The organism is Halopelagius inordinatus (assembly GCF_900113245.1).
In the GTDB taxonomy this organism is placed as follows: domain Archaea; phylum Halobacteriota; class Halobacteria; order Halobacteriales; family Haloferacaceae; genus Halopelagius; species Halopelagius inordinatus.
In genome coordinates, this window is sequence record NZ_FOOQ01000001.1 from 767502 (window position 1) to 790456 (window position 22955).

Genomic DNA, 22955 nt, shown 5'->3' on the forward strand with positions numbered 1-22955 from the left:
CGGCGAACTTTCTTGGCGCTGTGCGGTAGACTGACCATATGCGTCTCGCACTCATCGCACACGACGAGAAAAAGCCCGAACTCATCGAGTTCGCGCGGAACCGAGCGGCCGACCTCGAACGTTTCGACCTGATGGCGACGGGGACGACGGGAAAGCGACTCCAAGAGGAGACGGGCCTCGACGTCGAACGAAAGCAGTCCGGTCCCATCGGCGGCGACATGCAGATCGGCGCGGAGATAGCCGACGGGAACTGCGCGGGCGTCTTCTTCCTGCGGGACCCCTTGACCGCGCAACCGCACGAACCCGACATCACGGCGCTTCTCCGCATCTGTGACGTTCACTCGGTCCCCCTCGCGACGAATCTATCGAGCGCGGACGCAATCCTCGACGAACTCGTCCGCCAACTCGAAGGCGAGGCGGAATCTCAGGCCTGAGAATCGCGACCCGACGCTTAACATCCTTCCCGAGAACCGCCCTGTATGCGACGCTGGCTTCGGACTATCGTCACCGTGTTCGTGCTGCTTTCTGTCGTGGGAGCGTCGGCCGTCGGCCCCGTCGCCGCCCAGTCGGCCGACCCGGATTCGACCGCCGACGCGGACGGAGAGCGCTGCTTTCCGCCCGGCGGGCACGAACTCGGCGTCGGAACCGAGGGACCCGGTATCGAGATGACGATTCACACGTCGCTTTTCTCTAATCTCGGCGGCGAAGGAGCCCTCGGCATCGAAGCGCGCGGCACCGCACTGAACCAGACGATACTCTCGCTTCGGACCGGCGTCGTCTTCGACGGCGTCGGCGACGCGGGGGCGTTCCTCTCGAACCCGTTCGACGCCTTCGCCGTCGTGTTCGACTACTCGTTCGAGTTGCCGATGTTCTCTTCGCTCGGTGAGGACCGGTCGTCGTACGAGTCCGACGGGTCACCGGTTTCCGGCGTCGAGACGAGGGCGTGTTGACGCCGGGCGACCCATCTCAGGCCGGCCCCGACGGGTAGTTCGCGTCGGCGCGTTCGACGACGATGCCGCCGTCCGCGTAGACGGTCACCTCGTGACCGTCGAGCAAAAACGAGAGACTGCCGTTTCGGTTCGTCCTGTCGGTGAACAGCGTATCGAGCGAGTCCGGGTCGACGACGTCGTACAACGGCGGCAACGCCTCCGGTTCCTTCTCCGCGAGTCTCGACACCGCTCTGACGACGCTGAAACTCAGCGGTTCGTCGCTCGACCAGTCGTGCATCGCGTGGTACTCCTCGGCCGACGCTGTCGGGCCCCTGCCGCCGACTCCGTCGTCACTCATCGTCTCCCCCTCGGAAACGTGGCCGGTTACAACTCCTGTCTGCGAACACCATATCTCAGCGAATCTCTACTCTCGGTTCCCTCATAAAGTACGAGGACCGTTAATATGAACAAATGTGCTACTGTCAGCGCGCCCCGACGGTTAAACCCCAAGTTATCGCGCGCGGCGACGCCGTAGGACCCGATTAGCGGAAGAAGGCGGTCACTACCGGCTCTCTCGGCGGCGTCACTCGGCCGTCGCCTCGGACGGGTCGACGACGTCGCCCGTCTCCGGCGACACGCCCACGCGGTCACAGCGGTCGGACAGCGGACAGGCGTCGAGTCCGTCGAGACAGGCGGGCTTGCGCGCGGTGCAGTACTCCCGGCCGAACTGTATCATCGCGGTGTGTCCGAAGCCGCACTTCTCGCCCGGAACGTCGCGTTCGAGCGCTTCTCTCACGCCTTCGTGGTCCGCGTCCGGCGGCGCGACGCCCAACCGGCGGGCGATTCGGTGGACGTGCGTGTCGACGGGGAAGACGCCGCCTCGGCCGCCCGCAAAGAGGAGAACGCAGTCGGCCGTCTTCGGACCGACGCCGTGTATCTCCAGCAATCGGTCGCGGACGACGGCGGGCGGTTCGTCTCGCACGTACGCGTCGAACCCCGTCGAGTCCCCGAACTCGGCGACGACTTCCCGGGCCGCGCCGCGTATCATCTTCGACTTCTGGTTGTAGAGGCCCGCGCCCGATATCGTCTCTGCGAGTTCCGCTCGGTCCGCTTCGGCCAGCGTCTCTGCGAGATCGCCCTCGCCGCCGTACCGAGCCATCAGTTCGTCGTGGGCCGGTTGACTCGCCTTGTCGCTCGTGTTCTGGCTGAGAATCGTCCGGACGAGGCACTCGAAGGCGTCCCGTCCGCCGTAGGCCTTCTGCCAGTACTGTCGGCCTAACTCGTCGACGACGGCCTCGGCGCGCGTCTCGGCGGGACGCTCTTCGAACATCGCGGCGGCGCCGGACCCGTCTTCGCCGCCGCTTATGTTCTCTGCGGGTTCCTCCGACATGGAAGCGAGTTCGGCTCCGACGGCGAAAAGCGGTCTGGTCTCTCGGCCCCGTTCGCTCCTCGCGCGCGTCACTCCACGGTGAGCGTCAGCGTCACCGCCGCCCCCTCTGCGAGGGCCGCGACGAGTTCCCGGTCGAAGTCCGCGGCGGCGCCGCCGGCACCGACGAGAACGGTTCGGTCGTCGACGTACTCGCTCGTTCGGCCCACGTGGCTCCGGTCGCCCTCGAACGTCAACTCGGGGTGGCCGCGCCCCGAAACGGTCTGCGTGAACACGTCTCCGTCGTCGGTTTCGACCGCTACCTCCGCCGTGATCGTTGCTTCGCGGTCGCGGCACGCTTCGACGAACGCTTCGTCGAAGTCCGCGGGGACCCGGTCGGCCTCGACGGCCAAAATACAGTCTCCCGCGGGCGTGAGCCAATCGTCCGACGTCACCTCGAACGTGCTCGCGTGTTCGGCGGTGACGTTCTCGTGTCCGCGCGCGCGGACGACTTCGCGTCGGTCGGTCATGCCTCTCCGTCGCCGTCGCCGCGGTAAAGCGCACACGATTCTCCACGGCGGTCTGATTCCGTTTCCACTCGTCCGACACGTCGGGCCTCGTCCCGCGCCGCGGTTTATATACCCACCACCGACCCTTGATAGCTCGTAACACGGCGTATTCGAGGGCCGTGATACCGCTTTCCACGGCCTGGACCACCGATGGATTTATATGTGGATGGAAACAATAGAAGAGTACCAGAGCGCCTCCGGCGTTCCGGCGGAACCGCACGTAGAATGATCGGGAATTCTTATCCACGGTCGGCAGCATCACAAGGAGCGGCCGCCTTGTCCGGAGCGGTGATGGTATCGAGGTTTGATTACGCATGGTGACAAAGCAAGACGTTCTCCAAGAATACGACGTACAAGAGCTCGACGAATCCCAAAACGTCGAACTCACAGATGACAAGCTCGAAGACGGTTCGAAAGGCGAGCTCATCAAACTCGCGGGGCAGCTCCGCGATCGTCGTAACGACCTGAACCAGATGGCCTCCGAGCGCGCGTCCAAGCGCGACGACCTCAACGCGATGACTCGCGAGAAGGTCGACGAGGCACAAGAACACCGCGAAGAGCGGGACTCGCTCAACGAGCAGGTTCAGGAGCACAAGAAGAGCCGAAACGAGCTCAACGCGGATGCCAACGAACTCTTCGACCAGGTCGAAGAGATGAAGCAGGACTTAGAGCTCGACGACGGCAAAGACATCGACGAGCTCAAAGAAGAGATCGAGCAACTCGAGTTCCGACAACAGACCGAAGTTCTCTCGACGGAAGACGAGCGCGAACTCATCGAGAAGATCGAGGACAAGCGCGAGGAACTCCGTCAAAAGAAAGACAAGGTCGAGGACACGGGCGAACTCGACGAACTCGTCGAAGAGGCCGAGGAGGTCCGTTCGGAGGCGTCTCAGCACCACCAGAAGGTGACAGAGCTCGCCGACAAGGCTCAAGAACATCACAACCAGATGATCGAGGCCTACCGAGAGGCCGACGACATCCGTGACAAGGCCGACGCGATGCACGAACTGTTCGTCGAAGCGCAGGAGGCCGCAGACCGGCACCACGAGGACTTCGTCCGCGTGCAAAAGCGTCTCCGCGAACTCGACAAGCAGGAAGAGCAGGAACGCGACGCCGAACGCGCAGAGGAGCGCGAAGCCGCCAAAGAAGAGGCCGAAGAGATCTACCAGAAGTTCAAGGAAGGCGAAACCCTCGACACCGAGGACCTGATGAAGCTCCAGAAGACGGGGCTGCTCTAAGCCGACCGGACCGTTCTCGCTGTTTCGGATACGTTTTTCACCGCGCCCGAGAGACGCATCAGTATGCTATCGGGTGATATCGCGTGACGGGCAGTCGATTGACCTCCGTCGGGCGCACAGTCGTCGTTCTCTCCGTCGCGGTGGTCTTTACCGCAGTCGGTTGGTATCTCTTCGTCCTCAGACCCGCCGACGTGGCGGACCTTCTCGGCGTGATTCTCGCCGTCTGCGTCCTCGGTGCGGGTCTCCGCGTCGGCGGGCGACTCGCAGACAGGGCCTACCCCGACTACGACGTCGCGGAAGTGGCGGTCGAAGGCCCGATAACCCGCGACGGCGGACCCGGCCCCGTGCCCGGCGGAAGCGTCGGCACGCCGGCGGACGACATCGTAGACCGGATACGCGCGGCGGACGACGACGGCGGCGCGGACGCCTTGTTGGTGAAACTGAACACGCCGGGCGGCGAGATTCTGCCGAGCGAGGAGATACGGCGGGCGGTCGAGGAGTTCGACGGCCCAACCGTGGCGTACGCCACCGACGTCTGTGCGAGCGGCGGCTACTGGATCGCCACCGGCTGTGACGAACTCTGGGCGCACGACGTGAGCGTCGTCGGGAGCATCGGCGTCATCGGCTCTTCGGTGAACGTCTCGGAACTCGCAGAGCGACTCGGCGTCTCCTACGAGCGATTCGCCGCAGGCAAGTACAAAGACGCCGGGACGGCGCTGAAAGACGTCTCCGAGGACGAACGCGACTACCTCCAAGGCATCGTCGACGACTACTACGAGGACTTCGTCGAACGCGTCGCGGCGGGCCGAGAGATGGACCCCGAGACGGTGCGAGACACCGAGGCGCGCGTCTATCTCGGCGAGGACGCCTTCGAACTCGGGTTGGTGGACCACTTGGGAACGCGAGACGACGTGGAGGACCGCGTCGCGACCCTTCTCGGCGTCGACGACGTGGGCGTCCGCGAGTTCACGCCCCGACGAGGCGTCGCCTCCCGCCTCCGCGGCGGCGCGGCGCACGCGGCCTACGCGTTCGGCGCGGGCGTCGCGTCCGCGTTCGACGCCGACGCCGCGGACTTCCGGTTCCGGTTCTAACCGCTCTCTTCTTCTCCGCCCGGTTCGACGACCGCTTCGGCCTCTATCTCGACCAGCAGTTCCGGGTCGATCAGTCGACTCACTTCGACCATCGTCGAGGCGGGTCGGACGGGAACGTCGCGGAAGAACGACCCGTGGACGTCGCCGACGGCCTCCCAGTCGTCCGCATCGACGACGTACATCCGGGTTCTGACGACGTCTTCGACGCGGCCGCCGAGTTCTTCGACGGCGGACACGACGTTCGAGAGCGCTCGGTCGGTCTGTGCGGCCGGGTCGCCGACTCCGACCACGTCGCCGTCCTCGTCGGTGGCCGTGGTGCCGGAGACGCGAATCGTCTCGCCCGTCCGGACGGCGCGGGAGTAGCCGACTCTCGGTTCCCACTCGGTTCCGGTGGAGACTGCCTCTCGTCGCATAGCGGACCGACGACTCCCCGTCCGATAACGGTTCGCTCCATCGACCGGGAGCGTTTTAACTAAGTGAGTCGTTCGCACGGTTGTGACCACGCTCGTCCTCTGTGTCGACCGGTCGAACGACATCGGGCGGAAGGCGGGGCTCCGGACGCCCGTGGTCGGGTGGGAAGCCGTCCAATCGCTCGTCACGGAGGTGGGCCTCGCGGACCCGGAAGATTCGAGTGTCAACTGCCTCCTCGAATCGCTCCGCGTCGTCAGGGACCTGCGGGACGAAGACGAGGACGCCGTCGTCGCCGTCGTCTCCGGCGGAAGCGACTCGCTCGTAGGCGCCGACCTCTCTTTGGCCGCGCAACTGGACCGACTCGTAGCGGAGTACGACCCGGAATCCACCGTCGTCGTCATCGACAGCGCCGCCGACGAACGGGTGGTGCCGGTGATAGAGAGCCGCCTCCGCATCGACTCCGTGGACCGAGTGGTCGTCCGGCAGGCCCACGACATCGAATCGACGTACTACCTCCTCAAGCAGTTTCTCGCCGACGAGGAACTCCGGACGACGGTGCTCGTCCCTCTCGGAGCGACGCTTCTTTTGATGCCGCTTCTCCTCACGCAGTTTTCGCCCGCCGTCGCCCTCGCGGGTCTGGCGTCGGTTCTCGGGGCGGCGCTTCTGTACAAGGGGTTCGCGATAGACCAGTTCATCGCGGACGCCCCAGATAGGGTCCGCGACGCGCTGTACTCCGGACAGGTGTCCGTCGTCACGTACGCCGCCGCGGGCGGACTGTCGCTCGTCGGTATCTTCCTCGGTGCGCTCTCCGTGACGACGCCGACCGGTTCCGAGACGGTGGTGCTGCCCGCCATGCAGTTCGTCTATAACGCGGTTCCGTGGCTGGCGCTCGCCGCGTTGACCGCGAGTGCGGGCCGCCTCATCGACGAACTCATCGGCTCCGACGGCGTTCGGACGCCGTATCTGAACCTCCCGTTCGGCGTCGTCGCCCTCGGACTCGTCGTCCGCGGCTTCTCCGGGTGGTTCCTCCACCGCGAGGGCGTGCTCACGAACGCCGTGTTCTTCGACGTCGCGCTCTCGGCCAGACAGCGACTCGCGCTTTTCATCGTCGGCGGTATCGTCGTAAGCGTCGTCGGCGTCCGAATCGCCGCGAGCATGAGCGACGAGACGGTCGAGGACGCGGTAGAGCAGTGAGCGGTCCTCTCGTCAGCGCGTCCCTCCGGTGCGGTACTCGCCGTGTTTGATACCGAGTCCGAGACAGACCGCCCCGAACAGAAGCATCGCCGGGGCGACCATCATCAGAACCGTACTCGTGGCCATCACGCCCATCGCGATGAGTGCGGCGACTCCCACCGCGACGAGTACGAGAAACAGCGCCGACGTTCGCATTAGGTCGAACTCCATACGGAGTACTATTCGGTCCGTCAACACTAATCGCTTGTCCCGACGGCCGCCGCCCGGCCGGGCAAAAAAGAGACGAGTCCCTTACCAGGGCGCGAAGTCGGGGTCGACGCGGCGGTCGGTCCGGTCGATGGCGTCTATCTTCTCGACGTCCTCGTCGTCGAGTTCGACGCCGAGAGACTCCCAGTTGTCGAGGATGTGGTCTTCGCTCGTCGCCTTCGGGATGGCGGTGACGCCCTTCTCGCGAAGCCACGCGAGCGACACTTGCGCCTCGCTGGCGTCGTGTTTCTCCGCGACGTCTGAGAGTTCGGGCACGTCGAACACCTCGCCGCGCGCGAGCGGAGAGTACGCGACGATTTCGATGTCCGCGTCGGCGCAGTGGTCTCTGAGTTCCTCCTGCGGGAGGAGGGGATGCAGCTCTATCTGGTTCGCGAAGATGGGCGAGTCGGCCGTCTCGACGGCTTCGTCGACCTGTTCGGGTTCGAAGTTGCTGATTCCGACGCGCTCTACTTTTCCGTCGTCTACGAGTTCGTCGAACGCGCGGAACGTCTCTTCGGGGTCGTACTCGCGGGACGGCCAGTGGACGTAGAGCAGGTCCACGTAGTCGACGCCGAGTTTGTCGAGGCTCTCTTCGGTCGACGAGAGGACGTCGTCGTGCGCGAGGTTGTCTATCCACACCTTGGTCGCGAGAAAGACGTCCTCTCGGTCCACGTCCGCGTTCTCTATGCCCCGGCCGACGGCGTCTTCGTTGCCGTACGCTTGGGCCGTGTCGATGTGACGGTATCCGGCGTTCAGCGCCGTCTCCACCGCGTTGGCGCAGGCGTCGGGGTCGTCGTTCTGCCACGTGCCAAGTCCGAGCACCGGCATGCCGTTCGTCACGGGGACGTCGTCGCTGTCGAGTGACTGGTGGGACATACGTTGCCCGAACAACGGGCGACTGCGGGAAAGACGTTGTGAAAGGGAGGTAACGTGCCGGAAAGCGTGCGAACAGTTGTCGTCAGTACTTCGGGTCCGCGCCGGTTATCTCGTAGAGGTCTTCCATCACGCCGTCGCGCGCGTCCTGCCACGCCTCGAATCCGCGCGGCGACGAGGGGTAGGCGTTGTACTGCGTCGTAATCTCCGAGGCCTTTCGACTCACCTTGTAGAGACCAGAGAGCGCGCGCCAGTGGCCGAACGTCTTCACGAGCGTCTCCAGTTTCAGTTTCAGGCTCATCTCGGAGGAACCGCTGCTGAGGGCGTCGACGAGTTGCTGACCCGGGAGCGACGAGACGATATCGACGAGGTCGTTGACCTCGTGGGCGGTGCCCCAGATGTTGTAGAGGTCGACCGCGGCGAACCGCTTGCCGAAGTCGGTCATCACGTCGCGGTTGTACTCCCAGAGGTTCGCCTCGCTCACGTCGCCCTCGGAGATGGCTTTCGCGGCGCGCTTGGCCGCCCAGTGGGCGGACCTGGCCGCGCCGGGGATGCCGCCGCCGGTGGTCGGATTGACGTGGCCTGCAGAGTCTCCGGCGGCGATGAAGCCGTCTGCGACCGCCGAGTCGTAGGGTCGGCGCGTCGGCAGGGCGGCACCGAGTTTGTCTTTCACCGTCGCGTTCGCGAACTCCGGGCGGTTCCGCAAGTCGCGTTTCAGCACCTCGATCAGTTCCATCGGCTCTTCTGTCATCTGGAAGCCGAGTCCGGCGTTTATCTCCGTGGCGGACCGAGGGAAGTACCAGAGATAGCCCAACTCCTCTGTCGGTTTGAACACGATGGCGTCGTCGTAGTCGACGGGTTCCGAGACGTCGATAACCTCCCGGTAGGCAGAGCAGAACTGCGAGTACGAGACGTTCGTATCGAAGTGCGTCCCGGAGAAATCCGTCTTGTCCTGCAGGAGCGACAACGCGCCCGCGCCGTCGATGGTGACCTGCGCTTCGTATTCGAGCACGTTCCCGTCGCGCTTGGCGCGGACGCCGGTGACGGTGCCGTCGTCGTCCTGCATCACGTCTTGGACCACCGTATCGAACTGCAGTTCCGCGCCGAGTCGGTCGGCCTCCTCTAAGATCACCTCGCCGTAGCGCTTTCGGTCGATGACCGCGCCCGTGCTCTTGAACGGGATGTCGAGCGTCTCGCCGCGCGGGTTCTCGAAGACGGCGCGACTGATCCGTTGGTTGGTGAACGATTCCTCACGGAGGTAATCGAGATCGAGAACGTCTGGGAACGTCTTTTTTCCCTTGATGGCGTCCCCACAGGCGATGTGACCGGCCTCGCTCTCCGATTTCCGCTCGAGGAGAGCGACGTCGAGGCCTTCCGACGCCCCGGTCGCCGCGGCGAAGGCTCCCGCCGTTCCTCCTCCGACGACGACGATATCGTAGGCTTCCGCAGACATGTTCTACGAATTTCGTCGCCCGTCATAAAAATAAACCGTATCCGTACCCCGGCGTCGCGAACCGACGGCCACCCGCCTGCCGTCAGATTTAGTGTGGTAGACGTTGGCATCCTACTGGTGGCAAAATATGCCAGAACTCTCCGCGGAGAACACGAACGCGTTCGCCCATCGCATCGCCGGGGACACCCTCGTCTACGACTGTCCGCGCTGTGAGTTCGGGGAAGTCGTCGTCACCGAACTCATCGAATCCGACACCTCTCGGTGTCTCGACTGCGGCGCGCGGTACCGATTGTCCGTCGAACGGGTCGAAGCCGACGACGCCTGACCGGCGACCGAGGCTCTCTTCTCTCGGCGTCTCGGAGACGGACGGCGCGAAAAGTGAAATCCGACGGCCGGTTCGGAGCCGACTCAGTAGAACTCGCGGACGAGGTCCATCGCGCCGTCGGGCGCGCCCTCGTCGATTTCGGACATGTCCGAGTCGAGGTCGTGTTTCTGGTCGTACGGCACCGACTCGTCGTCTTGCCAGATGACGCCTTGGTACTCCTTTCCGGCGTCGAGAATCTTGTCTTTCGCCGAGTCGTAGTCCGAGGGGTCGTGGTCCTCTTCGGCGAGGTCGACGAGGTTGTCGCGGAAGTAGTCGTACGTGTCCACGTCGTTGAACGTGACGCACGGGCTGAACACGTTGACGAAGCCGAACCCGTCGTGTTCGATGGCTTTCTGGACGATTTCGGCGTGGCGCTGTGCGTCGGTGGAGAACGACTGCGCGATGAACGTCCCGCCCGCCGCGAGTGCGAGTGCGAGGGGGTTCACCGGCGGTTGCTGGGGACCCTCCGGCGTCGTGGACGTCTCGAAGTCCTCGCGCGACGTGGGCGAGGCCTGCCCCTTCGTCAGGCCGTAGATGCGGTTGTCCATGACGACGTACGTCATGTCGACGTTCCGCCGCACGGCGTGGACGAAGTGACCGGCACCGATGGAGTAGCCGTCACCGTCGCCGCCCGCGACCATCACTTCGAGGTTCGGGTTGGCGAGTTTGACGCCCGTGCCGACGGGGAGTGCGCGCCCGTGAACGCCGTGGAGGGCGTACGAGTGCATGTACGTACCAATCTTTCCGGAACAGCCGATACCGGCGACGACGAAGGTGTTGTCGGGGTCGTTCCCCGTGTTCGCGAGGGCCTTCATCATCCCGTTCATCGTGCCGAAGTCCCCGCAACCGGGGCACCACGTGGGCTGTTTGTCGGACTTGAAGTCGGTAAAGCGGATTTCGGAGCTCATTATTGTGCCGTAGCCTCCTCTGCGAGGAGTTCTTTGATGTCCGCCGCGAGTTCGTCCGCGTTGAACCGGACACCGTTGTACTTGTTGAGTCGCTTGACGCGTGTAAGTGTGTCGTGCTCTACGACGTCGGCGAACTGACCGGTCGCGTTACACTCGACGACGATGACGTCGTCTGCGGCTTCGATATCCTCCGTGAGGTCCGGACGCGGGAAGATGTACGGAACCGAGAGGAACCGCACGTCGATGCCGTCGTCTTCGAGGAACTCGATGGCTTCGCGCATCGCGCCCTCGTTCGACCCCCACGAGACGACGAGGTTGTCGGCGTCCTCGTTCCCGAACTCGCGCGGACTCCAGTCTTCGTCGTCTCGCGCCGTCTGGACCTTCTGTTGGCGCTTGTCAACCTGCTGTACGCGCATGTCGGTGTCCTCGGTACGGCGGCCGAGTTCGTCGTGTTCGAGACCGGTCGACATGTGTGCGCCGCCCTCCGTACCGGGGAACGCGCGCGGCGAGACGCCGTCGTCGGTCAGCGCGTGCGGTTGGAACTGCCCTTTCTCGTTTTGCCACTCGCCGATGGTGTCGTCGTCGACGACTTTCCCGCGGTCGATTTCGACCTCGTCCATGTCGAACATCTCGGGCGAGAACGTCTGTTCGGTGACGGCCATCGCGAGGTCGGACGTGAGGTAGACCGGCGTCTGGTACTTCTCGGCGAGGTTGAACGCCTCGACGGTCTTCCAGAAGCACTCGGCGATGGTCGTCGGAGCCAAGACGAAACGCGGAATCTCGCCGTGACCGCCGTGCAGGAGCATGTTCAGGTCGCCCTGTTCTTGTTTCGTCGGCATCCCCGTCGAGGGGCCCGACCGCATCACGTCGGCGATGACGAGGGGCGTCTCCGAGGTGGCGACGAGTCCGAACGTCTCGGTCATCAGGTCGATACCCGGACCGGACGTCGCCGTCATCGAACGCGCACCGGCGCGCGCCGCGCCGAGTGCGACGTTGATGGCGGAGAGCTCGTCTTCGGCTTGGAGGACGTGGCCGCCGAACTGCTCGATGCGGCCCTTGAGATACTCCATCACGTCCGTCGCGGGCGTGATGGGGTATCCGGCGTAGAACTTACACCCGGCGGCGATTGCGCCCATCCCGATGGCTTGGTCGCCGTTCAGGAGAACGTAGTCCTCCTCTGTCGTGTCTAAGTCGTAGTCGAACTCGTGATCGTAGTTCTCCTCGACGTAGTCTTGACCGCTCCGTGCGGCCTCTTTGTTGTTGTCGACGAGAGACTGTCCCTTCGAGCCGAAGCGCTTCTCGAGTGCGCTGTCGAGGTTCTCGATAGGGAAGTTCGATACTTCGCAGGCGGCGCCGAGTGCGACGACGTTTCGCATGATGGCTCCGCCGGCCTCCTCCGCGAGGCGCTTGAGGGGAACGTCCAGCCCAATCATCCCCTCGGGTATCTCGATGTTCTCCATCGTGGTCCGCTCGCCATCGTAGATGATGACGGAACCTTCGTGGAGTTCTTCGAGATTCTCCTCGATAGTCCGAGGCGTCAGCGCGATGAGCACGTCGAGTCGGTCGACGACGCTCTGCACCGGGTCGACCGACGTGCGGACCTTGTACGCCGTGTATCCGCCGCGGATACGGGACGCGAAGTCCTTCGAAGTGAACACGTGCCGTCCAGCCCGAGAGAGTGCCTGAGCGAATATCTTCCCCGTCGAATCGATGCCATCGCCGGCTTCCCCGCCGATGGCCCAGTTGAAGTCCGCAGGCATGTGGGTAGCGAGTTGCCATGGAGTGCTGAAAAGCCTTCTGAAAGCCATTGAAAACGGTGACGGATTAGATTCGGGTAAATATGAACGTACACGGAGTAAGGGTGGGTAATATTGGTCCAATCAGTAGTAATAACCCCGAAATACGGCGGAGAAACGACCGAATGTCCACCGTCGCTTCGCCCGGCGGGCGGAGATATTACGGTGACAGAAACCGGTCCCGGCGGGCGGCCGCCGTCCCGGAGAGCAAGGCCCTTTATTCGGGCCCTCGAACCGTCGGCCATGGACGCAACTGTCGCCGTCGCGGCCGTTCGAGAAGTCGGACCGGACACGGTTGCCATCGAGTTCGAGACGCCGGACGGGTTCGAGGCCGAACCCGGTCAGTTCGTGAAACTCACCGGCACCGTCGACGGCGAGTCGTACTCTCGGTTCTACACGCTCTCCTCGCCGGGCGTCGAAGGGACGTTCGAGGTGACTGTCGGCGTCGACCCCGAGGAGGCCGGGCCGTTCAGTCGGCATCTGGTAGACCTCTCTGCGGGCGACGAACTCGACGTGACCGGCCCGTTCGGAAGCGACTACTACGAGGGCGAGTCGCGCGTCGTCGTCCTCGCGGGGGGTCCGGGAATCGGCCCCGCGGTGGGAATCGGCGAGGCGGCCGCCCGAGACGGAAACGAGGTGGCGGTCGTCTACCAGTCCGACGCACCCGCCCACGAGGAGAGGTTAGACGCCCTCCGCGAGTCGGGCGCGTCCGTCGTCGTCACCGACGGCGACATAGAGGACGCCGTCTCGGACGCGGTGACGACGAAAGAAGGCGAACAGGTGTTCGTCTACGGGTTCGCTGATTTCGTCGCGGAGGCGACTGACGCCGTCGACGCCGCGGGCGGCGACGCCGACGCCGCGAAAGTCGAGAACTTCGGCTGAACCGAGGGCCGTTTTCCGGGCTACTGCGCCCCGCGTTCCACGTTCGGCCAGACGCGCCAGACTGCGACGCCCAGACCGACCGCCCACCACGCGAACAGTCCGAGGGCGTTCACGAACGGCGACCCGGCGTTGACCCCGGCACCACCGACGACGCCGACGGCCGAGGAGAGGACGAGGCCGCGAAACGCGCTGTTCGGCCCGAACGCGAGCAGTCCCGACAGTCCCTCCGGCGAGACGACGCCCGCCGCGAGTCCGGCCAAGAGCGCGGTGTCCGCACCGAGTACGAACACCGCAACGAGAGCCGTGACGAGCACGAACGCGGTTCGCAGCGTTCTCGCGGCCGCCGATACCGCAACCGTCACCGCGAGCATCACGAGCGAGAACGCCGCCGCGAGAGCGACGAACCGGACGAACCGAAGCAGGGAGTCGGCCGCCTCGTTCGTCGCGAGGAACGTCGGCTGGTCGGCGGTCAACACCGGAACGAGCAGTCCGGCGACGAGTAGCGACGCGACGACGAGAGCGACGAGCGCCATCCCGCGGCCGAGGTAGACGCCCCCGACGTACGCGACTCGTCCGACGTCGAACGTTCGGAGCATGTCGAGTTCGCCCGTGAGGCGGTCGTCGAGGATGCTCCGGTAGCCGAACGCGACAGCCAAGACCGGGACGAGAACCTCGGTGAACGTCAGCAGGTCGAGCGTGAGGGGGACGAACCCGCCGCCGCCGCCCGTCCCGCCCCACGCGACGCCGACGACGCTCGCGAGAAAGACGACGGAGATGCCGAGGAGCGCGGGCGTCCGCGCGACGGTCCGTAGTTCTCGGGTGGCGACGACGAACAGGTCCCCGACCGTCTCGCCGACGGTCATCGCTCCGTCGCCTCCCCGTCTCCCGCACTCGCGCGGACGGTCGACCCGCCCTCGCCTCCCTCGACGATGGCGAGAAACGCCCCGACCAGCGTCTCGGTCCCCGTCTCCGAGAGGAGGTCCGCCGGCGGGCCGACGGCGGCGAAGCGACCCCGGTCGAGGAGGGCGACGGTGTCCGCGTGCATCTCGACGGCCGCGAGGTTGTGCGACGCGACGACGACGGCCGTTCCGTCCGCGGCCAACTCGCCGACCACGGCGAACAGTCGTTCAACCATCGCGGGGTCGAGTCCGCTCCCCGGTTCGTCGAGGACGAGTACGTCGGGACTCCCGAGAATCGCTTGGCCGAGTCCCAGCAGTCGCGTCATGCCGCCCGAGAGCGAACCGACGGTCCGGTCCGAGACGCCGCTCAGGCCGACGCGTTCGAGCGTTCCCGGCACGTCCGCCTCCGCGAGGAACCGCGCGTAGAAATCGAGCGTGTCGCGGGCGGTGAACCCCTCGCGGAACGCCGGTCGCTGGGGGAGATAGCCCACGCGCCGGTCCCCCTCGCCCCCGCCGAGTTCGACGCTTCCGCCGCCGGCGGCGCGAACGCCCACGAGCAGTTCGAGAAGCGTCGATTTCCCCGACCCGTTCGGGCCGACGATGGCGACGACGTCCCCGGGCGCGACCGACATCGAGACGCCGTCGAGGACGGTCACGTCGCCGAACGACTGCCGCAGGTCGGACACCGTGACCGCGGCCGGTGCGTCGTCGGTCACGCCGTCTCGCCCCCGTCAGTCGCGTTCGCGCGCGCCCGTTCGACCGCCGCCGGACGGAACGGGGACGTCCGGGGCGCCGAGTCCACGACGCCCGACTGGCGGAGTCCCGAGACCACGTCTTGGACGCCGCGGAGCGTCGTCGCCGCCGGCGACCGCGCGAGCGTTGTCGCGCCCGGCGTCTCGCCGAGTCGGCCGTCTACGGCCCCCGACGGGCGGTACGTTCGGTCGTAGACGCCGTCGGAGTCGGCGTCGGTCAGCGGCAGTTCGCCCCAGTGGTTGCCGACGCCGCCGTGCGTCCACGTCCGCGTCGGTCCGAGTGTCACCTCGACGCGGCGGTCGTTGTCCACCACGTCGTTTCGTATCGCCCAGTTCGTCGGGAGTATCTCGTTTCCGCGCACGCCGACGCGGTTCCCGACGACGACGTTCCCGACGAAGGCGTTTCGGTCCCCGGCGACCTGTAGCCCGTAGCCGTTGTTCACGACGACGTTGTCCGCGTACAGCGACTCGCCGCCGGCCGGAACGACGCCGTAGGTGCTGTCTCGGACGTCGTTGCCCACGACGATGTTTCCGACGGGTCGCGTCATCACGATTACGCCCGACTGCGCGTCGCGGACGGTGTTGTCCGCGACGAGCGTGTTCGAGGTGTACATCTCGTGGACGCCGTACCGACCGCCGACCATGCGGTTGCGGCGAACGACGCTCCCGTCGGCGCGGTGGGTGTAGACGCCGTCTCGGCCGCCGCGGAACGTCGAGTTCTCGACGACGCTGCGACCGTCGATGAGGATAGCGCCCATGAACCCCTCTTCGGGCGTCGGCGCGCCGTCGACGGTCACACCCTCGACGACGGTGCGGTCGCTTCCGCGGACGAGGATGCCGGAGGCGTTCGTCTCGATGCGGGCGCCGGAGACGGCGGACCCGTTCGACCCGTCGAGGACGATTCCGGCGTCGCCGTACCCGTACGCGAGTTGGACGCTCGTGTCCCAGTCCGTGGTTACGTCGCGTCGGTCCGGGCCGCGACTCCCGACGGTGCCGACGCCGTCGATTCGCAGGTTCGCGACACCGACCCGGTCGGCTTTGGCGTGGACGACGCTTCCGTTACCGTCGCCGCGGAGCACCGTCTCCTCGCCCGCACCCGCGAGGGTAATCGACCGGTTGACGACGAGTCCGTCCGTTCTGTAGGTTCCGGGCGGGAGATACACCGTGGTGTCGGGCGGCGCGTCGGCAACGGCGGCGGCGACGGTGGGCGCGTCGTCTCCGACGACGACGCTCCGCGGGCGGTCGAACAGCGGTTCGGCGGCCGCGACGGTTCGGTTCGCGAAGCGGTCGCGGGCCGCCTCGTCGTTTCGGAACGCTTCGAGGCGTTCGTCGAGGGGGTCGGCCGCCGTTCTCTGGACCCCCTCCCAATCGACGACGCGCCCGCCGTGGGCCGCGGCAAACCGGTCTGCGTCCTCGCGGTCGGAGAATCCGAGGACGACGGGGCCGGACGGAACTCGCGCTTCGCTCCCGACGACGAAGTGGGCGTCTTCGGCGGTGACCCACCCGACCGCGCGGTTCTGCTCCGGAACGACGAACCCCTCGGCGGTGAGGGACGGTTCGACCCGCGAGAAGTCCGAGACGAACACCGCGAGCGGAGTTCCGAACTGCCTCGTCGTCGAGGAGTCCGACAGTTCCGAGGCGGCCGCCGAGACGCCGTAGTACCCGACCACGTAGCGGTAGTTCGAGAAGTACACCTGCGCCTTCGGGACGACGAACCCCTCTTCTTCGGACCGCCGGATGTCGATGCCCGTCCCGCCCACCGTGACGGTGTCGTCGAACGCCGCCGGTTGGAGACGTTCACCGCTCGCGGGCGTCAAGACGAACGAGAGGCTCAGTACGGCGAGCACCCCGACCAGAACGACCGCGAGCCAGCGCGTACCGCCCGGTGACAACAGAGCCATGGTCAGAGCGTTCCGATTACCTCCGGCGTCACCTCGTCGTGCGTGGCGAGGTCACCGCCGTACTCGGACTGGAACGACTCCGCGTCCCCCGCCTCGGAGAACGCGACGAGGTCTCTCCCCATCGAACCGACGGCGTCGGAGCCCACGACGTAGGTCACCTCGCTCGCGGCGACGAACGCCTCCGCGTCCGGGTGCGAGGAGAGGACCTGGTCGCCGCCGTCCTCCGTGACCTCGTACTCGACGGCCGAGTAGTCCGTGACGAAGAACGCGACGTCCTCCCATCCGTCGGATTCGCGGTCGAAGTCGTACTGGTACGCCTCCCACGTGCTACAGAACCGCGCGGGGTTGTCGTGGCCCTCGGGGCTGTGGTCCCCGTAGAATATCTCGGCGTTCGGTCCGGGGTTCTGCCGGATGTTCATCCCGCAGACGTCGCAGGTGGCCCCTTCCGGCACGGTGACCGCCGCCGGGGCCGACGACTCAGAATCCCCCCCGGACCCGAGACAGCCTCCGAGTGCGGCAGTCGCGAAAGTCACTCCCGCGGCGAGAAACCGGCGGCGGCGGCATCCTACCCGGGACGACTCGCGGAAGCTACTGTCCATACCGAGAGTTACCCCCTCAGCGCCAAATAGAGCGTGGTTCGGCCGACGAATCGCCGTTCGTCCCCGGTGACCACCAGAATCCTTAATCATTAGCCCAGTAAAACTCTCGGCATGTACGACGAGGACGACCTCGCGACGATACGCGAGGCCCGCGCCGAGTGGGAGGCGGAGACGCGAGACCCCGTCCGCGAACGGCACGGCGAACGGAAAGACCGCTTTGCGACCGTCTCGAACCTCGAAGTCGACGACCTGTACACGCCCGGAGACGTGGCGGACATCGACTACGAGGACGATTTGGGGTTCCCCGGCGAGTACCCGTACACGCGCGGCGTCTATCCGACGATGTACCGGGGCCGGACGTGGACGATGCGGCAGTTCGCCGGATTCGGCACCGCAGAGGAGACGAACGAGCGATTCCACTACCTGACAGAACAGGGGCAGACGGGGCTATCGACGGCGTTCGACATGCCCTCTCTCATGGGGAAAGACTCGGACGACCCGCTTTCGGACGGGGAAGTCGGAAAGGAGGGCGTCGCCGTCGATACCCTGCGTGACATGGAGATTCTGTTCGACGGCATCGACGTCGGCGAGGTGTCTACCTCCTTTACCATCAACCCCTCCGCGCCCGTCGTCTACGCGATGTACGTCGCAATCGCGGACCAACAGGACGTCCCGCGCGAGGAGATTCGGGGAACCCTCCAAAACGACATGCTCAAGGAGTTCATCGCGCAGAAAGAGTGGGTCGTCCCGCCGAACCCCTCGCTGAAACTCGTCACCGACACGGTGGAGTTTTGCGCCGAGGAGACGCCGAAGTTCCACCCGATCTCCGTGTCGGGCTACCACATCCGCGAGGCGGGTTCGACGGCGGTGCAGGAACTGGCCTTCACCCTCGCCGACGGGTTCGCGTACGTCGAAGACGCCGTCGAACGCGGGATGGACGTAGACGAAGTCGCCCCCCTGTTGTCGTTTTTCTTCAACTCCCACAACTCCATCTTCGAGGAGGTGGCGAAGTTCCGCGCGGCGCGACGAATCTACGCGCGCGTGATGAAAGACTGGTACGAGGCCGAAGCGGAGGCGTCGACCAAACTGAAGTTCCACACCCAGACCGCCGGGCAGTCGCTGACCGCCCAACAACCGCTGAACAACATCGTCCGAGTGACGATTCAGGCTCTCGCGGGCGTCCTCGGCGGGACGCAGAGTCTCCACACGAACAGCTACGACGAGGCCTTTGCGCTTCCCGGCGAGGAGGCCGTCCGCGTCGCCCTCCGCACCCAACAGATCATCGCAGAGGAGTCCGGCGCGGCGGACGTCGTCGACCCTCTCGGCGGCAGTTTCTTCGTCGAATCGCTGACCGACGAGGTAGAAGCGGAGGCGATGGCGTACATCGAGGAACTGCGGGAGATGGGCGAGGGGTCGATCCGTGACGGCATCCTCGCGGGCATCGACGAGGGTTACTTCCACCGCGAGATACAGGGCTCGTCCTACGAGTACCAAGAACGCGTCGAGGAGGGCGAGGAAGTCGTCGTCGGCGTCAACAAGTACGCGATGGACGAGGACACCAAGCCGGACCTGCTCCACGTCGACGAGGCGACGCAGGACCGGCAACTCGCCCGACTGGAGTCGGTCAAAGACGAACGCGACGACGAGGCGGTGACAGAATCGCTCGAACGCGTCCGCGAAGCGGTCGAAAACGGCGAGAACGTGATGCCCGCACTCGTCGAGGCGGTCAAGACGTACGCCACGATGGGCGAGATTATGGACGTCTTCGAGGCGGAGTGGGGGACGTACCGCGAGGAAGTCGGCGTCGTCTGACCGGGGGCACGCGAACCGTTTTGACCGGTCCGTCTGTATTGCGGGCATGCATTTCGAACTCACGGAGGCCCAACGCAGTCTCCGCGAGGAGGCGCGGAAGTTCGCACGCGAGGAAATCGAACCGCGCGCGAGGGAGTTAGACCGAAGCGAAACGTACCCCGAAGAGATACTCGCGAAACTCGGCGAACGGCGGTACGCCGGACTCACCCTCCCCGAGGAGTACGGCGGACGCGGCGAAGGATTGGTCGAGTTGGCTCTCGTCGTCGAGGAACTGTCGGCGGCGCTCATGTCCGTCGCCAGTTCCCTCGCGTTGCATCTGGGCGTCGCCACCGTCGTCGAACGGTTCGGCACCGACGAACAGAGAGACACGTACCTCCCGGAGATGGCGACGTACGACACCGTCGGCGCGTTGGGCCTCAGCGAAGCGAACGCGGGGAGCAACAAACTCCAGATGGAGACGCGCGCGCGGAGGGACGGAAGCGAGTGGGTGCTGAACGGCCACAAACAGTGGGTGACGAACTTCCTCGACGCGGACGTGGTGTTGACGTACGCCAAAACCGGACCCGACGAGGACGCCCCGCACAACGTCAGCGCGTTTCTCGTCCCCGCGGCGGAGTTCGAGGTGGAGACGGTGTGGGAGACGCTGGGCGCAAAGAGCGTCAAGTCGCCGCGCGTGACGCTCTCGGACGTCCGCGTCGGCGACGACCGGTTGGTCGGCGAGGCGGGCGAGGCGTACGTCCAACGCGGCACCGTCCACACGGGCGTCAACGTCCCCGCCCGCGGCGTCGGCATCGCGCGGGCCGCACTCGAAGACACGGTCGAGTACACCCGGGACAGAGAGCAGTACGGCGGGACGATAAGCGACTTTCAGGGCGTCCGCTGGGAGGTGGCGAAGATGGCAGAACGCGTGGACACCGCCCGCTTGCTGACGCTTCGGGCCGCGGACAGAGCCGACAGGGCGGAGGCGGGCGCGGACGTGCGGCGCGAGACGAGCATGGCCAAGATACGCGCGACGCAGGCCGCGGTGGACAACGCCAACGACGCGGTGCAACTGCACGGCGGCGTCGGCTACACGACGGAGAGAGACGTCGAACGCTACCTCCGGGACGCGCGCTTGCTCACCATCGCGGGCGGCCCCAACGAGACGCACAAGAACACGCTCGCGGACGCCGTCTTCGATAGCTGAGACGCCGAGCATTCGCGCTCCTCGTCGGTCGTCGTTCGAGGCGGGCGCGACTGCCGTCTGAGAACGTATCGACGCGAGACGACCATCGATTCCGCGTATCGCCCGCGGCAAAATTCGCAGACGGGACGGGTATCAGCCGCTGCGGATTGGCATAGATTTATCATGCAGGATTCGGACTATAACCATGACCTATGTCAGACGGTGACGGTGAACTCGAGGCACGGCTAGTTGAACAGGAAGAATTCGAGCCCTCTGACGAGTTCGTCGAACAGGCGAACGTCTCGGACCCGGGTATCTACGACGAGTTCGAGGAGAACTGGCCCGACTGTTGGGAACGGGCCGCCGACCTGCTCGATTGGGACGAGGAGTACGAGACAGTTCTCGACGACTCGAACGAACCGTTCTACGAGTGGTTCTCCGACGGAACGCTCAACGCGTCGTACAACTGCGTGGACCGTCACGTCGAGAACGGCGACAAGAACCGCGTCGCCATCAAGTGGGAGGGAGAACACGGCGAGACGCGGACGTACACGTATCAGGACCTCTACCGCGAGGTCAACGAGTTCGCGGCGGCGCTTCGAGAGATGGGCGTCGAGGAAGACGACGTCGTCACCCTCTACATGCCGATGGTGCCGGAACTTCCCATCGCGATGCTGGCGTGCGCCCGCATCGGCGCTCCCCACTCCGTCGTCTTCGCGGGGTTCTCCGCGGAGGCACTCGCCACGCGGATGAACTCCGCGGACTCCGAGTATCTCGTCACCTGCAACGGCTACTACCGCCGCGGCGACGCTCTCGACCACTTAGAGAAGGCGAACGAGGGACTCGACGACGTCGACCACGGCGTCGAAGCCACCGTGGTCGTGGACCGTCTCGGCGACGACAGTTTCGGTCACGACCTGCGGGGCAACCAACACGACTGGGACGAACTCGTCGACGAACAGCGCGGAGAGCGCGTCGACCCGGTCGAACGCGACGCCGAGGACATGCTGTTTCTCATGTACACCTCCGGGACGACCGGAGAGCCGAAAGGCGTCAAACACACCACCGGCGGCTACCTCGCGTACACGGCGTGGACCTCTCACGCCGTCCTCGACATCGAACCCGAAGACACCTACTGGTGCTCTGCGGACATCGGCTGGATCACCGGCCACTCCTACATCGTCTACGGACCCCTCGCGCTCGGAACGACCACCGTCATGTACGAGGGGACGCCCGACTACCCCGAGCGTGACCGCCTCTGGGACATCGTCGAGAAGTACGCCGTTGACATCTTCTACACCGCGCCGACGGCCATCCGCGCGTTCATGAAGTGGGGCACGGAGTTCCCCGAACGCCGCGACCTGTCGTCGCTTCGTTTGCTCGGGACGGTGGGCGAACCCATCAACCCGCGCGCGTGGAAGTGGTACTACAAGCACATCGGCGGCGAGGACTGCCCCGTCGTGGACACGTGGTGGCAGACGGAGACGGGCGGGATGATGGTGACGACGCTGCCCGGCGTGGGCAACATGAAACCCGGGTCCGCCGGGCCGCCGCTTCCGGGTATCGACGCGCGAATCGTCGATACCGAAGGCGAGGAAGTCGAGGCGGGGCGGGCGGGCTACCTCACGGTGAACAAGCCGTGGCCCGGCATGCTCCGGACGCTGTACAACAACGACGAGCGGTTCGTCTCCGAGTACTGGGAGGAGTACTCGGACCCCGACGCCGACGAGTGGGTGTACTTCCCCGAGGACGGCGCGAAGATAGACGACGACGGCTACATCACCGTCCTCGGGCGCGTCGACGACGTGCTCAACGTCTCGGGGCACCGCCTGGGGACGATGGAGATAGAGTCCGCCATCGTCGGCGTCGAGGGCGTCGCGGAGGCGGCAGTCGTCGGCGGCGACCACGAGGTGAAAGGCGAGGCAGTGTACGCCTACGTCATCCTCGAAGACGGCTACGACGGCGGCGAGGAGATGCGCGGGCGCATCATCGAGGGCGTCGAGGACGCCATCGGCCCCATCGCCCGACCCGAACAGGTCGTGTTCACGCCCGAACTGCCGAAGACTCGGTCGGGCAAGATAATGCGCCGCCTGCTCGAAGAGATAGCAAACGAGGAGGAACTCGGCGACACCACGACGCTTCGGAACCCCGAAATCGTCACCGACATCCAATCGAAGGTGCAGGGCGACTGAGCGCCACTCGGCGAAATCGACGGTATAGCCGTTTTTTCGGCCGCTCACTCGTCGTTCAGCCACGCCCGCAGACACGACTCGTCTCGGACGTACTCTCTGACCCTGTCGTCGCCGACGTCGAGAACGACGAGGAGGTGCCTCTCCGAGAGCGACAGTTCCTCGCCGCTGTACGCGCAGGACTCGACGCGTTCGCCTCCCGGCCGCCACAGGCGATGCGGGGCGACTCGGACTACCGTCGCATCGCGTCCCTTCGGCGAACGGCCCGCGTAGTCTGAGAGTGCCATTGGTCGCTCCACGCGACGGGACGGTAAGTTG

General features: G+C 65.6%; 24 protein-coding genes. 10 read left to right on the plus strand and 14 right to left on the minus strand.

The genetic code is table 11. From position 1 onward, the window contains the following. The first annotated feature begins 38 nt into the window (after nucleotides 1–38). Both BM167_RS04085 and BM167_RS04090 read left to right on the plus strand, forming a co-directional pair. Entirely contained in the window at nucleotides 39–434 is a 396-nt protein-coding gene (locus BM167_RS04085) for a methylglyoxal synthase (protein WP_092889104.1), read from the plus strand. Between the two features lie 45 nt (nucleotides 435–479). Next, a complete protein-coding gene (locus BM167_RS04090) occupies nucleotides 480–950 on the plus strand; it encodes a DUF7332 family protein (RefSeq protein WP_092889106.1) in 471 nt (156 codons plus the stop codon). 16 nt (nucleotides 951–966) lie between these two features. Here BM167_RS04090 and BM167_RS04095 read toward each other — a convergent pair whose 3' ends face one another. The 3 genes from BM167_RS04095 to BM167_RS04105 form a co-directional block, all read right to left on the minus strand. Further along, nucleotides 967–1287: a HalOD1 output domain-containing protein gene (locus tag BM167_RS04095; RefSeq protein ID WP_092889109.1), complete on the minus strand. Its 321-nt coding sequence runs from the start codon at nucleotides 1285–1287 to the stop codon at nucleotides 967–969. Nucleotides 1288–1512: 225 nt separating this feature from the next. Further along, the gene (locus BM167_RS04100) at nucleotides 1513–2319 is read right to left on the minus strand and encodes an endonuclease III domain-containing protein (RefSeq protein ID WP_092889114.1); all 807 of its coding nucleotides are present in this window, start codon (nucleotides 2317–2319) and stop codon (nucleotides 1513–1515) included. Nucleotides 2320–2387: 68 nt separating this feature from the next. Then, entirely contained in the window at nucleotides 2388–2825 is a 438-nt protein-coding gene (locus BM167_RS04105) for a DUF371 domain-containing protein (RefSeq protein WP_092889117.1), read from the minus strand. 353 nt (nucleotides 2826–3178) lie between these two features. On the opposite strand from BM167_RS04105, the gene BM167_RS04110 reads away from it, so the two are divergent. Beyond that, nucleotides 3179–4102, plus strand: a complete 924-nt coding sequence (locus BM167_RS04110) for a coiled-coil protein (RefSeq protein WP_092889120.1) — start codon at nucleotides 3179–3181, stop codon at nucleotides 4100–4102. An 83-nt stretch (nucleotides 4103–4185) separates the two neighbouring features. After that, nucleotides 4186–5193, plus strand: coding sequence for a signal peptide peptidase SppA (sppA, locus tag BM167_RS04115; protein WP_245781301.1), 1008 nt, complete (start codon nucleotides 4186–4188; stop codon nucleotides 5191–5193). On the opposite strand, the gene BM167_RS04120 is transcribed toward sppA, so the two are convergent. Continuing rightward, nucleotides 5190–5606, minus strand: coding sequence for a RidA family protein (locus tag BM167_RS04120; protein WP_092889123.1), 417 nt, complete (start codon nucleotides 5604–5606; stop codon nucleotides 5190–5192). The genes sppA and BM167_RS04120 overlap by 4 nt on opposite strands. Nucleotides 5607–5688: 82 nt before the next feature. Here BM167_RS04120 and BM167_RS04125 point away from each other — a divergent pair, with 82 nt between their 5' ends. After that, nucleotides 5689–6798: a DUF373 family protein gene (locus BM167_RS04125; RefSeq protein ID WP_092889126.1), complete on the plus strand. Its 1110-nt coding sequence runs from the start codon at nucleotides 5689–5691 to the stop codon at nucleotides 6796–6798. A gap of 12 nt (nucleotides 6799–6810) precedes the next feature. Here BM167_RS04125 and BM167_RS04130 read toward each other — a convergent pair whose 3' ends face one another. The 3 genes from BM167_RS04130 to BM167_RS04140 form a co-directional block, all read right to left on the minus strand. Further along, nucleotides 6811–7008 carry a DUF7333 family protein gene (locus tag BM167_RS04130; protein ID WP_092889130.1) on the minus strand — a complete coding sequence of 66 codons (198 nt, stop codon included), beginning with the start codon at nucleotides 7006–7008 and terminating at the stop codon, nucleotides 6811–6813. Nucleotides 7009–7089: 81 nt separating this feature from the next. Beyond that, complete coding sequence (locus BM167_RS04135) at nucleotides 7090–7872, minus strand: aldo/keto reductase (protein ID WP_177213308.1); 783 nt, start codon at nucleotides 7870–7872, stop codon at nucleotides 7090–7092. 130 nt (nucleotides 7873–8002) lie between these two features. Beyond that, nucleotides 8003–9370: a geranylgeranyl reductase family protein gene (locus BM167_RS04140; protein ID WP_092889136.1), complete on the minus strand. Its 1368-nt coding sequence runs from the start codon at nucleotides 9368–9370 to the stop codon at nucleotides 8003–8005. Nucleotides 9371–9497: 127 nt separating this feature from the next. Between BM167_RS04140 and BM167_RS04145 the strand changes: the two genes are divergently transcribed. Continuing rightward, entirely contained in the window at nucleotides 9498–9695 is a 198-nt protein-coding gene (locus BM167_RS04145) for a hypothetical protein (RefSeq protein ID WP_092889138.1), read from the plus strand. A gap of 83 nt (nucleotides 9696–9778) precedes the next feature. Here the strand turns inward: BM167_RS04145 and BM167_RS04150 are convergent, their stop codons facing one another. Further along, entirely contained in the window at nucleotides 9779–10642 is an 864-nt protein-coding gene (locus BM167_RS04150; RefSeq protein WP_092889141.1) for a 2-oxoacid:ferredoxin oxidoreductase subunit beta, read from the minus strand. Continuing rightward, nucleotides 10642–12402 carry a 2-oxoacid:acceptor oxidoreductase subunit alpha gene (locus tag BM167_RS04155; RefSeq protein WP_092889144.1) on the minus strand — a complete coding sequence of 587 codons (1761 nt, stop codon included), beginning with the start codon at nucleotides 12400–12402 and terminating at the stop codon, nucleotides 10642–10644. The genes BM167_RS04150 and BM167_RS04155 overlap by 1 nt, the downstream gene beginning before the upstream one ends. Nucleotides 12403–12681: 279 nt before the next feature. Between BM167_RS04155 and BM167_RS04160 the strand changes: the two genes are divergently transcribed. Further along, nucleotides 12682–13320, plus strand: coding sequence for an FAD-dependent oxidoreductase (locus BM167_RS04160; RefSeq protein WP_092889147.1), 639 nt, complete (start codon nucleotides 12682–12684; stop codon nucleotides 13318–13320). Nucleotides 13321–13340: 20 nt separating this feature from the next. On the opposite strand, the gene BM167_RS04165 is transcribed toward BM167_RS04160, so the two are convergent. Genes BM167_RS04165 through BM167_RS04180 form a run of 4 tightly spaced genes read right to left on the minus strand, consistent with a single transcriptional unit; the run spans nucleotide 13341 to nucleotide 17471 of the window. After that, entirely contained in the window at nucleotides 13341–14183 is an 843-nt protein-coding gene (locus BM167_RS04165) for an ABC transporter permease subunit (RefSeq protein WP_092889149.1), read from the minus strand. Further along, entirely contained in the window at nucleotides 14180–14935 is a 756-nt protein-coding gene (locus BM167_RS04170; RefSeq protein WP_245781302.1) for an ABC transporter ATP-binding protein, read from the minus strand. Before BM167_RS04170 ends, BM167_RS04165 begins: the two co-directional genes overlap by 4 nt. Beyond that, nucleotides 14932–16872 (minus strand): NosD domain-containing protein, encoded by a 1941-nt coding sequence (locus tag BM167_RS04175; RefSeq protein WP_092889152.1) that lies wholly within the window; start codon nucleotides 16870–16872, stop codon nucleotides 14932–14934. Before BM167_RS04175 ends, BM167_RS04170 begins: the two co-directional genes overlap by 4 nt. Before the next feature lie 2 nt (nucleotides 16873–16874). Continuing rightward, complete coding sequence (locus tag BM167_RS04180; RefSeq protein WP_092889155.1) at nucleotides 16875–17471, minus strand: nitrous oxide reductase accessory protein NosL; 597 nt, start codon at nucleotides 17469–17471, stop codon at nucleotides 16875–16877. 111 nt (nucleotides 17472–17582) lie between these two features. Between BM167_RS04180 and BM167_RS04185 the strand changes: the two genes are divergently transcribed. The 3 genes from BM167_RS04185 to acs all read left to right on the plus strand — a co-directional run bounded on the left by BM167_RS04185 (nucleotide 17583) and on the right by acs (nucleotide 22640). Further along, nucleotides 17583–19283 carry an acyl-CoA mutase large subunit family protein gene (locus BM167_RS04185; protein WP_092889158.1) on the plus strand — a complete coding sequence of 567 codons (1701 nt, stop codon included), beginning with the start codon at nucleotides 17583–17585 and terminating at the stop codon, nucleotides 19281–19283. A gap of 46 nt (nucleotides 19284–19329) precedes the next feature. Next, on the plus strand, nucleotides 19330–20469 hold the full coding sequence (locus tag BM167_RS04190) for an acyl-CoA dehydrogenase family protein (protein WP_092889161.1): 1140 nt from the start codon (nucleotides 19330–19332) through the stop codon (nucleotides 20467–20469). Nucleotides 20470–20660: 191 nt separating this feature from the next. After that, entirely contained in the window at nucleotides 20661–22640 is a 1980-nt protein-coding gene (gene acs, locus BM167_RS04195; RefSeq protein WP_092889164.1) for an acetate--CoA ligase, read from the plus strand. 44 nt (nucleotides 22641–22684) lie between these two features. Here the strand turns inward: acs and BM167_RS04200 are convergent, their stop codons facing one another. Then, the gene (locus BM167_RS04200; protein ID WP_092889167.1) at nucleotides 22685–22924 is read right to left on the minus strand and encodes a hypothetical protein; all 240 of its coding nucleotides are present in this window, start codon (nucleotides 22922–22924) and stop codon (nucleotides 22685–22687) included. Nucleotides 22925–22955 lie beyond the last annotated feature (31 nt).

Excerpts from the sequence above, each read along its gene's own strand:
- BM167_RS04180 (WP_092889155.1), bottom strand. The coding sequence starts at position 17,471 with ATGGACAGTAGCTTCCGCGAGTCGTCCCGGGTAGGATGCCGCCGCCGC.
- BM167_RS04090 (WP_092889106.1), top strand. The coding sequence starts at position 480 with ATGCGACGCTGGCTTCGGACTATCGTCACCGTGTTCGTGCTGCTTTCT.
- BM167_RS04145 (WP_092889138.1), top strand. The coding sequence starts at position 9,498 with ATGCCAGAACTCTCCGCGGAGAACACGAACGCGTTCGCCCATCGCATC.
- BM167_RS04110 (WP_092889120.1), top strand. The coding sequence starts at position 3,179 with ATGGTGACAAAGCAAGACGTTCTCCAAGAATACGACGTACAAGAGCTC.
- BM167_RS04135 (WP_177213308.1), bottom strand. The coding sequence starts at position 7,872 with ATGCCGGTGCTCGGACTTGGCACGTGGCAGAACGACGACCCCGACGCC.
- BM167_RS04120 (WP_092889123.1), bottom strand. The coding sequence starts at position 5,606 with ATGCGACGAGAGGCAGTCTCCACCGGAACCGAGTGGGAACCGAGAGTC.
- BM167_RS04185 (WP_092889158.1), top strand. The coding sequence starts at position 17,583 with ATGTACGACGAGGACGACCTCGCGACGATACGCGAGGCCCGCGCCGAG.
- BM167_RS04175 (WP_092889152.1), bottom strand. The coding sequence starts at position 16,872 with ATGGCTCTGTTGTCACCGGGCGGTACGCGCTGGCTCGCGGTCGTTCTG.
- acs (WP_092889164.1), top strand. The coding sequence starts at position 20,661 with ATGTCAGACGGTGACGGTGAACTCGAGGCACGGCTAGTTGAACAGGAA.
- BM167_RS04150 (WP_092889141.1), bottom strand. The coding sequence starts at position 10,642 with ATGAGCTCCGAAATCCGCTTTACCGACTTCAAGTCCGACAAACAGCCC.
- BM167_RS04095 (WP_092889109.1), bottom strand. The coding sequence starts at position 1,287 with ATGAGTGACGACGGAGTCGGCGGCAGGGGCCCGACAGCGTCGGCCGAG.
- BM167_RS04165 (WP_092889149.1), bottom strand. The coding sequence starts at position 14,183 with ATGACCGTCGGCGAGACGGTCGGGGACCTGTTCGTCGTCGCCACCCGA.
- BM167_RS04085 (WP_092889104.1), top strand. The coding sequence starts at position 39 with ATGCGTCTCGCACTCATCGCACACGACGAGAAAAAGCCCGAACTCATC.
- BM167_RS04200 (WP_092889167.1), bottom strand. The coding sequence starts at position 22,924 with ATGGCACTCTCAGACTACGCGGGCCGTTCGCCGAAGGGACGCGATGCG.
- BM167_RS04100 (WP_092889114.1), bottom strand. The coding sequence starts at position 2,319 with ATGTCGGAGGAACCCGCAGAGAACATAAGCGGCGGCGAAGACGGGTCC.
- BM167_RS04160 (WP_092889147.1), top strand. The coding sequence starts at position 12,682 with ATGGACGCAACTGTCGCCGTCGCGGCCGTTCGAGAAGTCGGACCGGAC.
- BM167_RS04190 (WP_092889161.1), top strand. The coding sequence starts at position 19,330 with ATGCATTTCGAACTCACGGAGGCCCAACGCAGTCTCCGCGAGGAGGCG.
- BM167_RS04140 (WP_092889136.1), bottom strand. The coding sequence starts at position 9,370 with ATGTCTGCGGAAGCCTACGATATCGTCGTCGTCGGAGGAGGAACGGCG.
- BM167_RS04130 (WP_092889130.1), bottom strand. The coding sequence starts at position 7,008 with ATGGAGTTCGACCTAATGCGAACGTCGGCGCTGTTTCTCGTACTCGTC.
- BM167_RS04155 (WP_092889144.1), bottom strand. The coding sequence starts at position 12,402 with ATGCCTGCGGACTTCAACTGGGCCATCGGCGGGGAAGCCGGCGATGGC.
- BM167_RS04105 (WP_092889117.1), bottom strand. The coding sequence starts at position 2,825 with ATGACCGACCGACGCGAAGTCGTCCGCGCGCGCGGACACGAGAACGTC.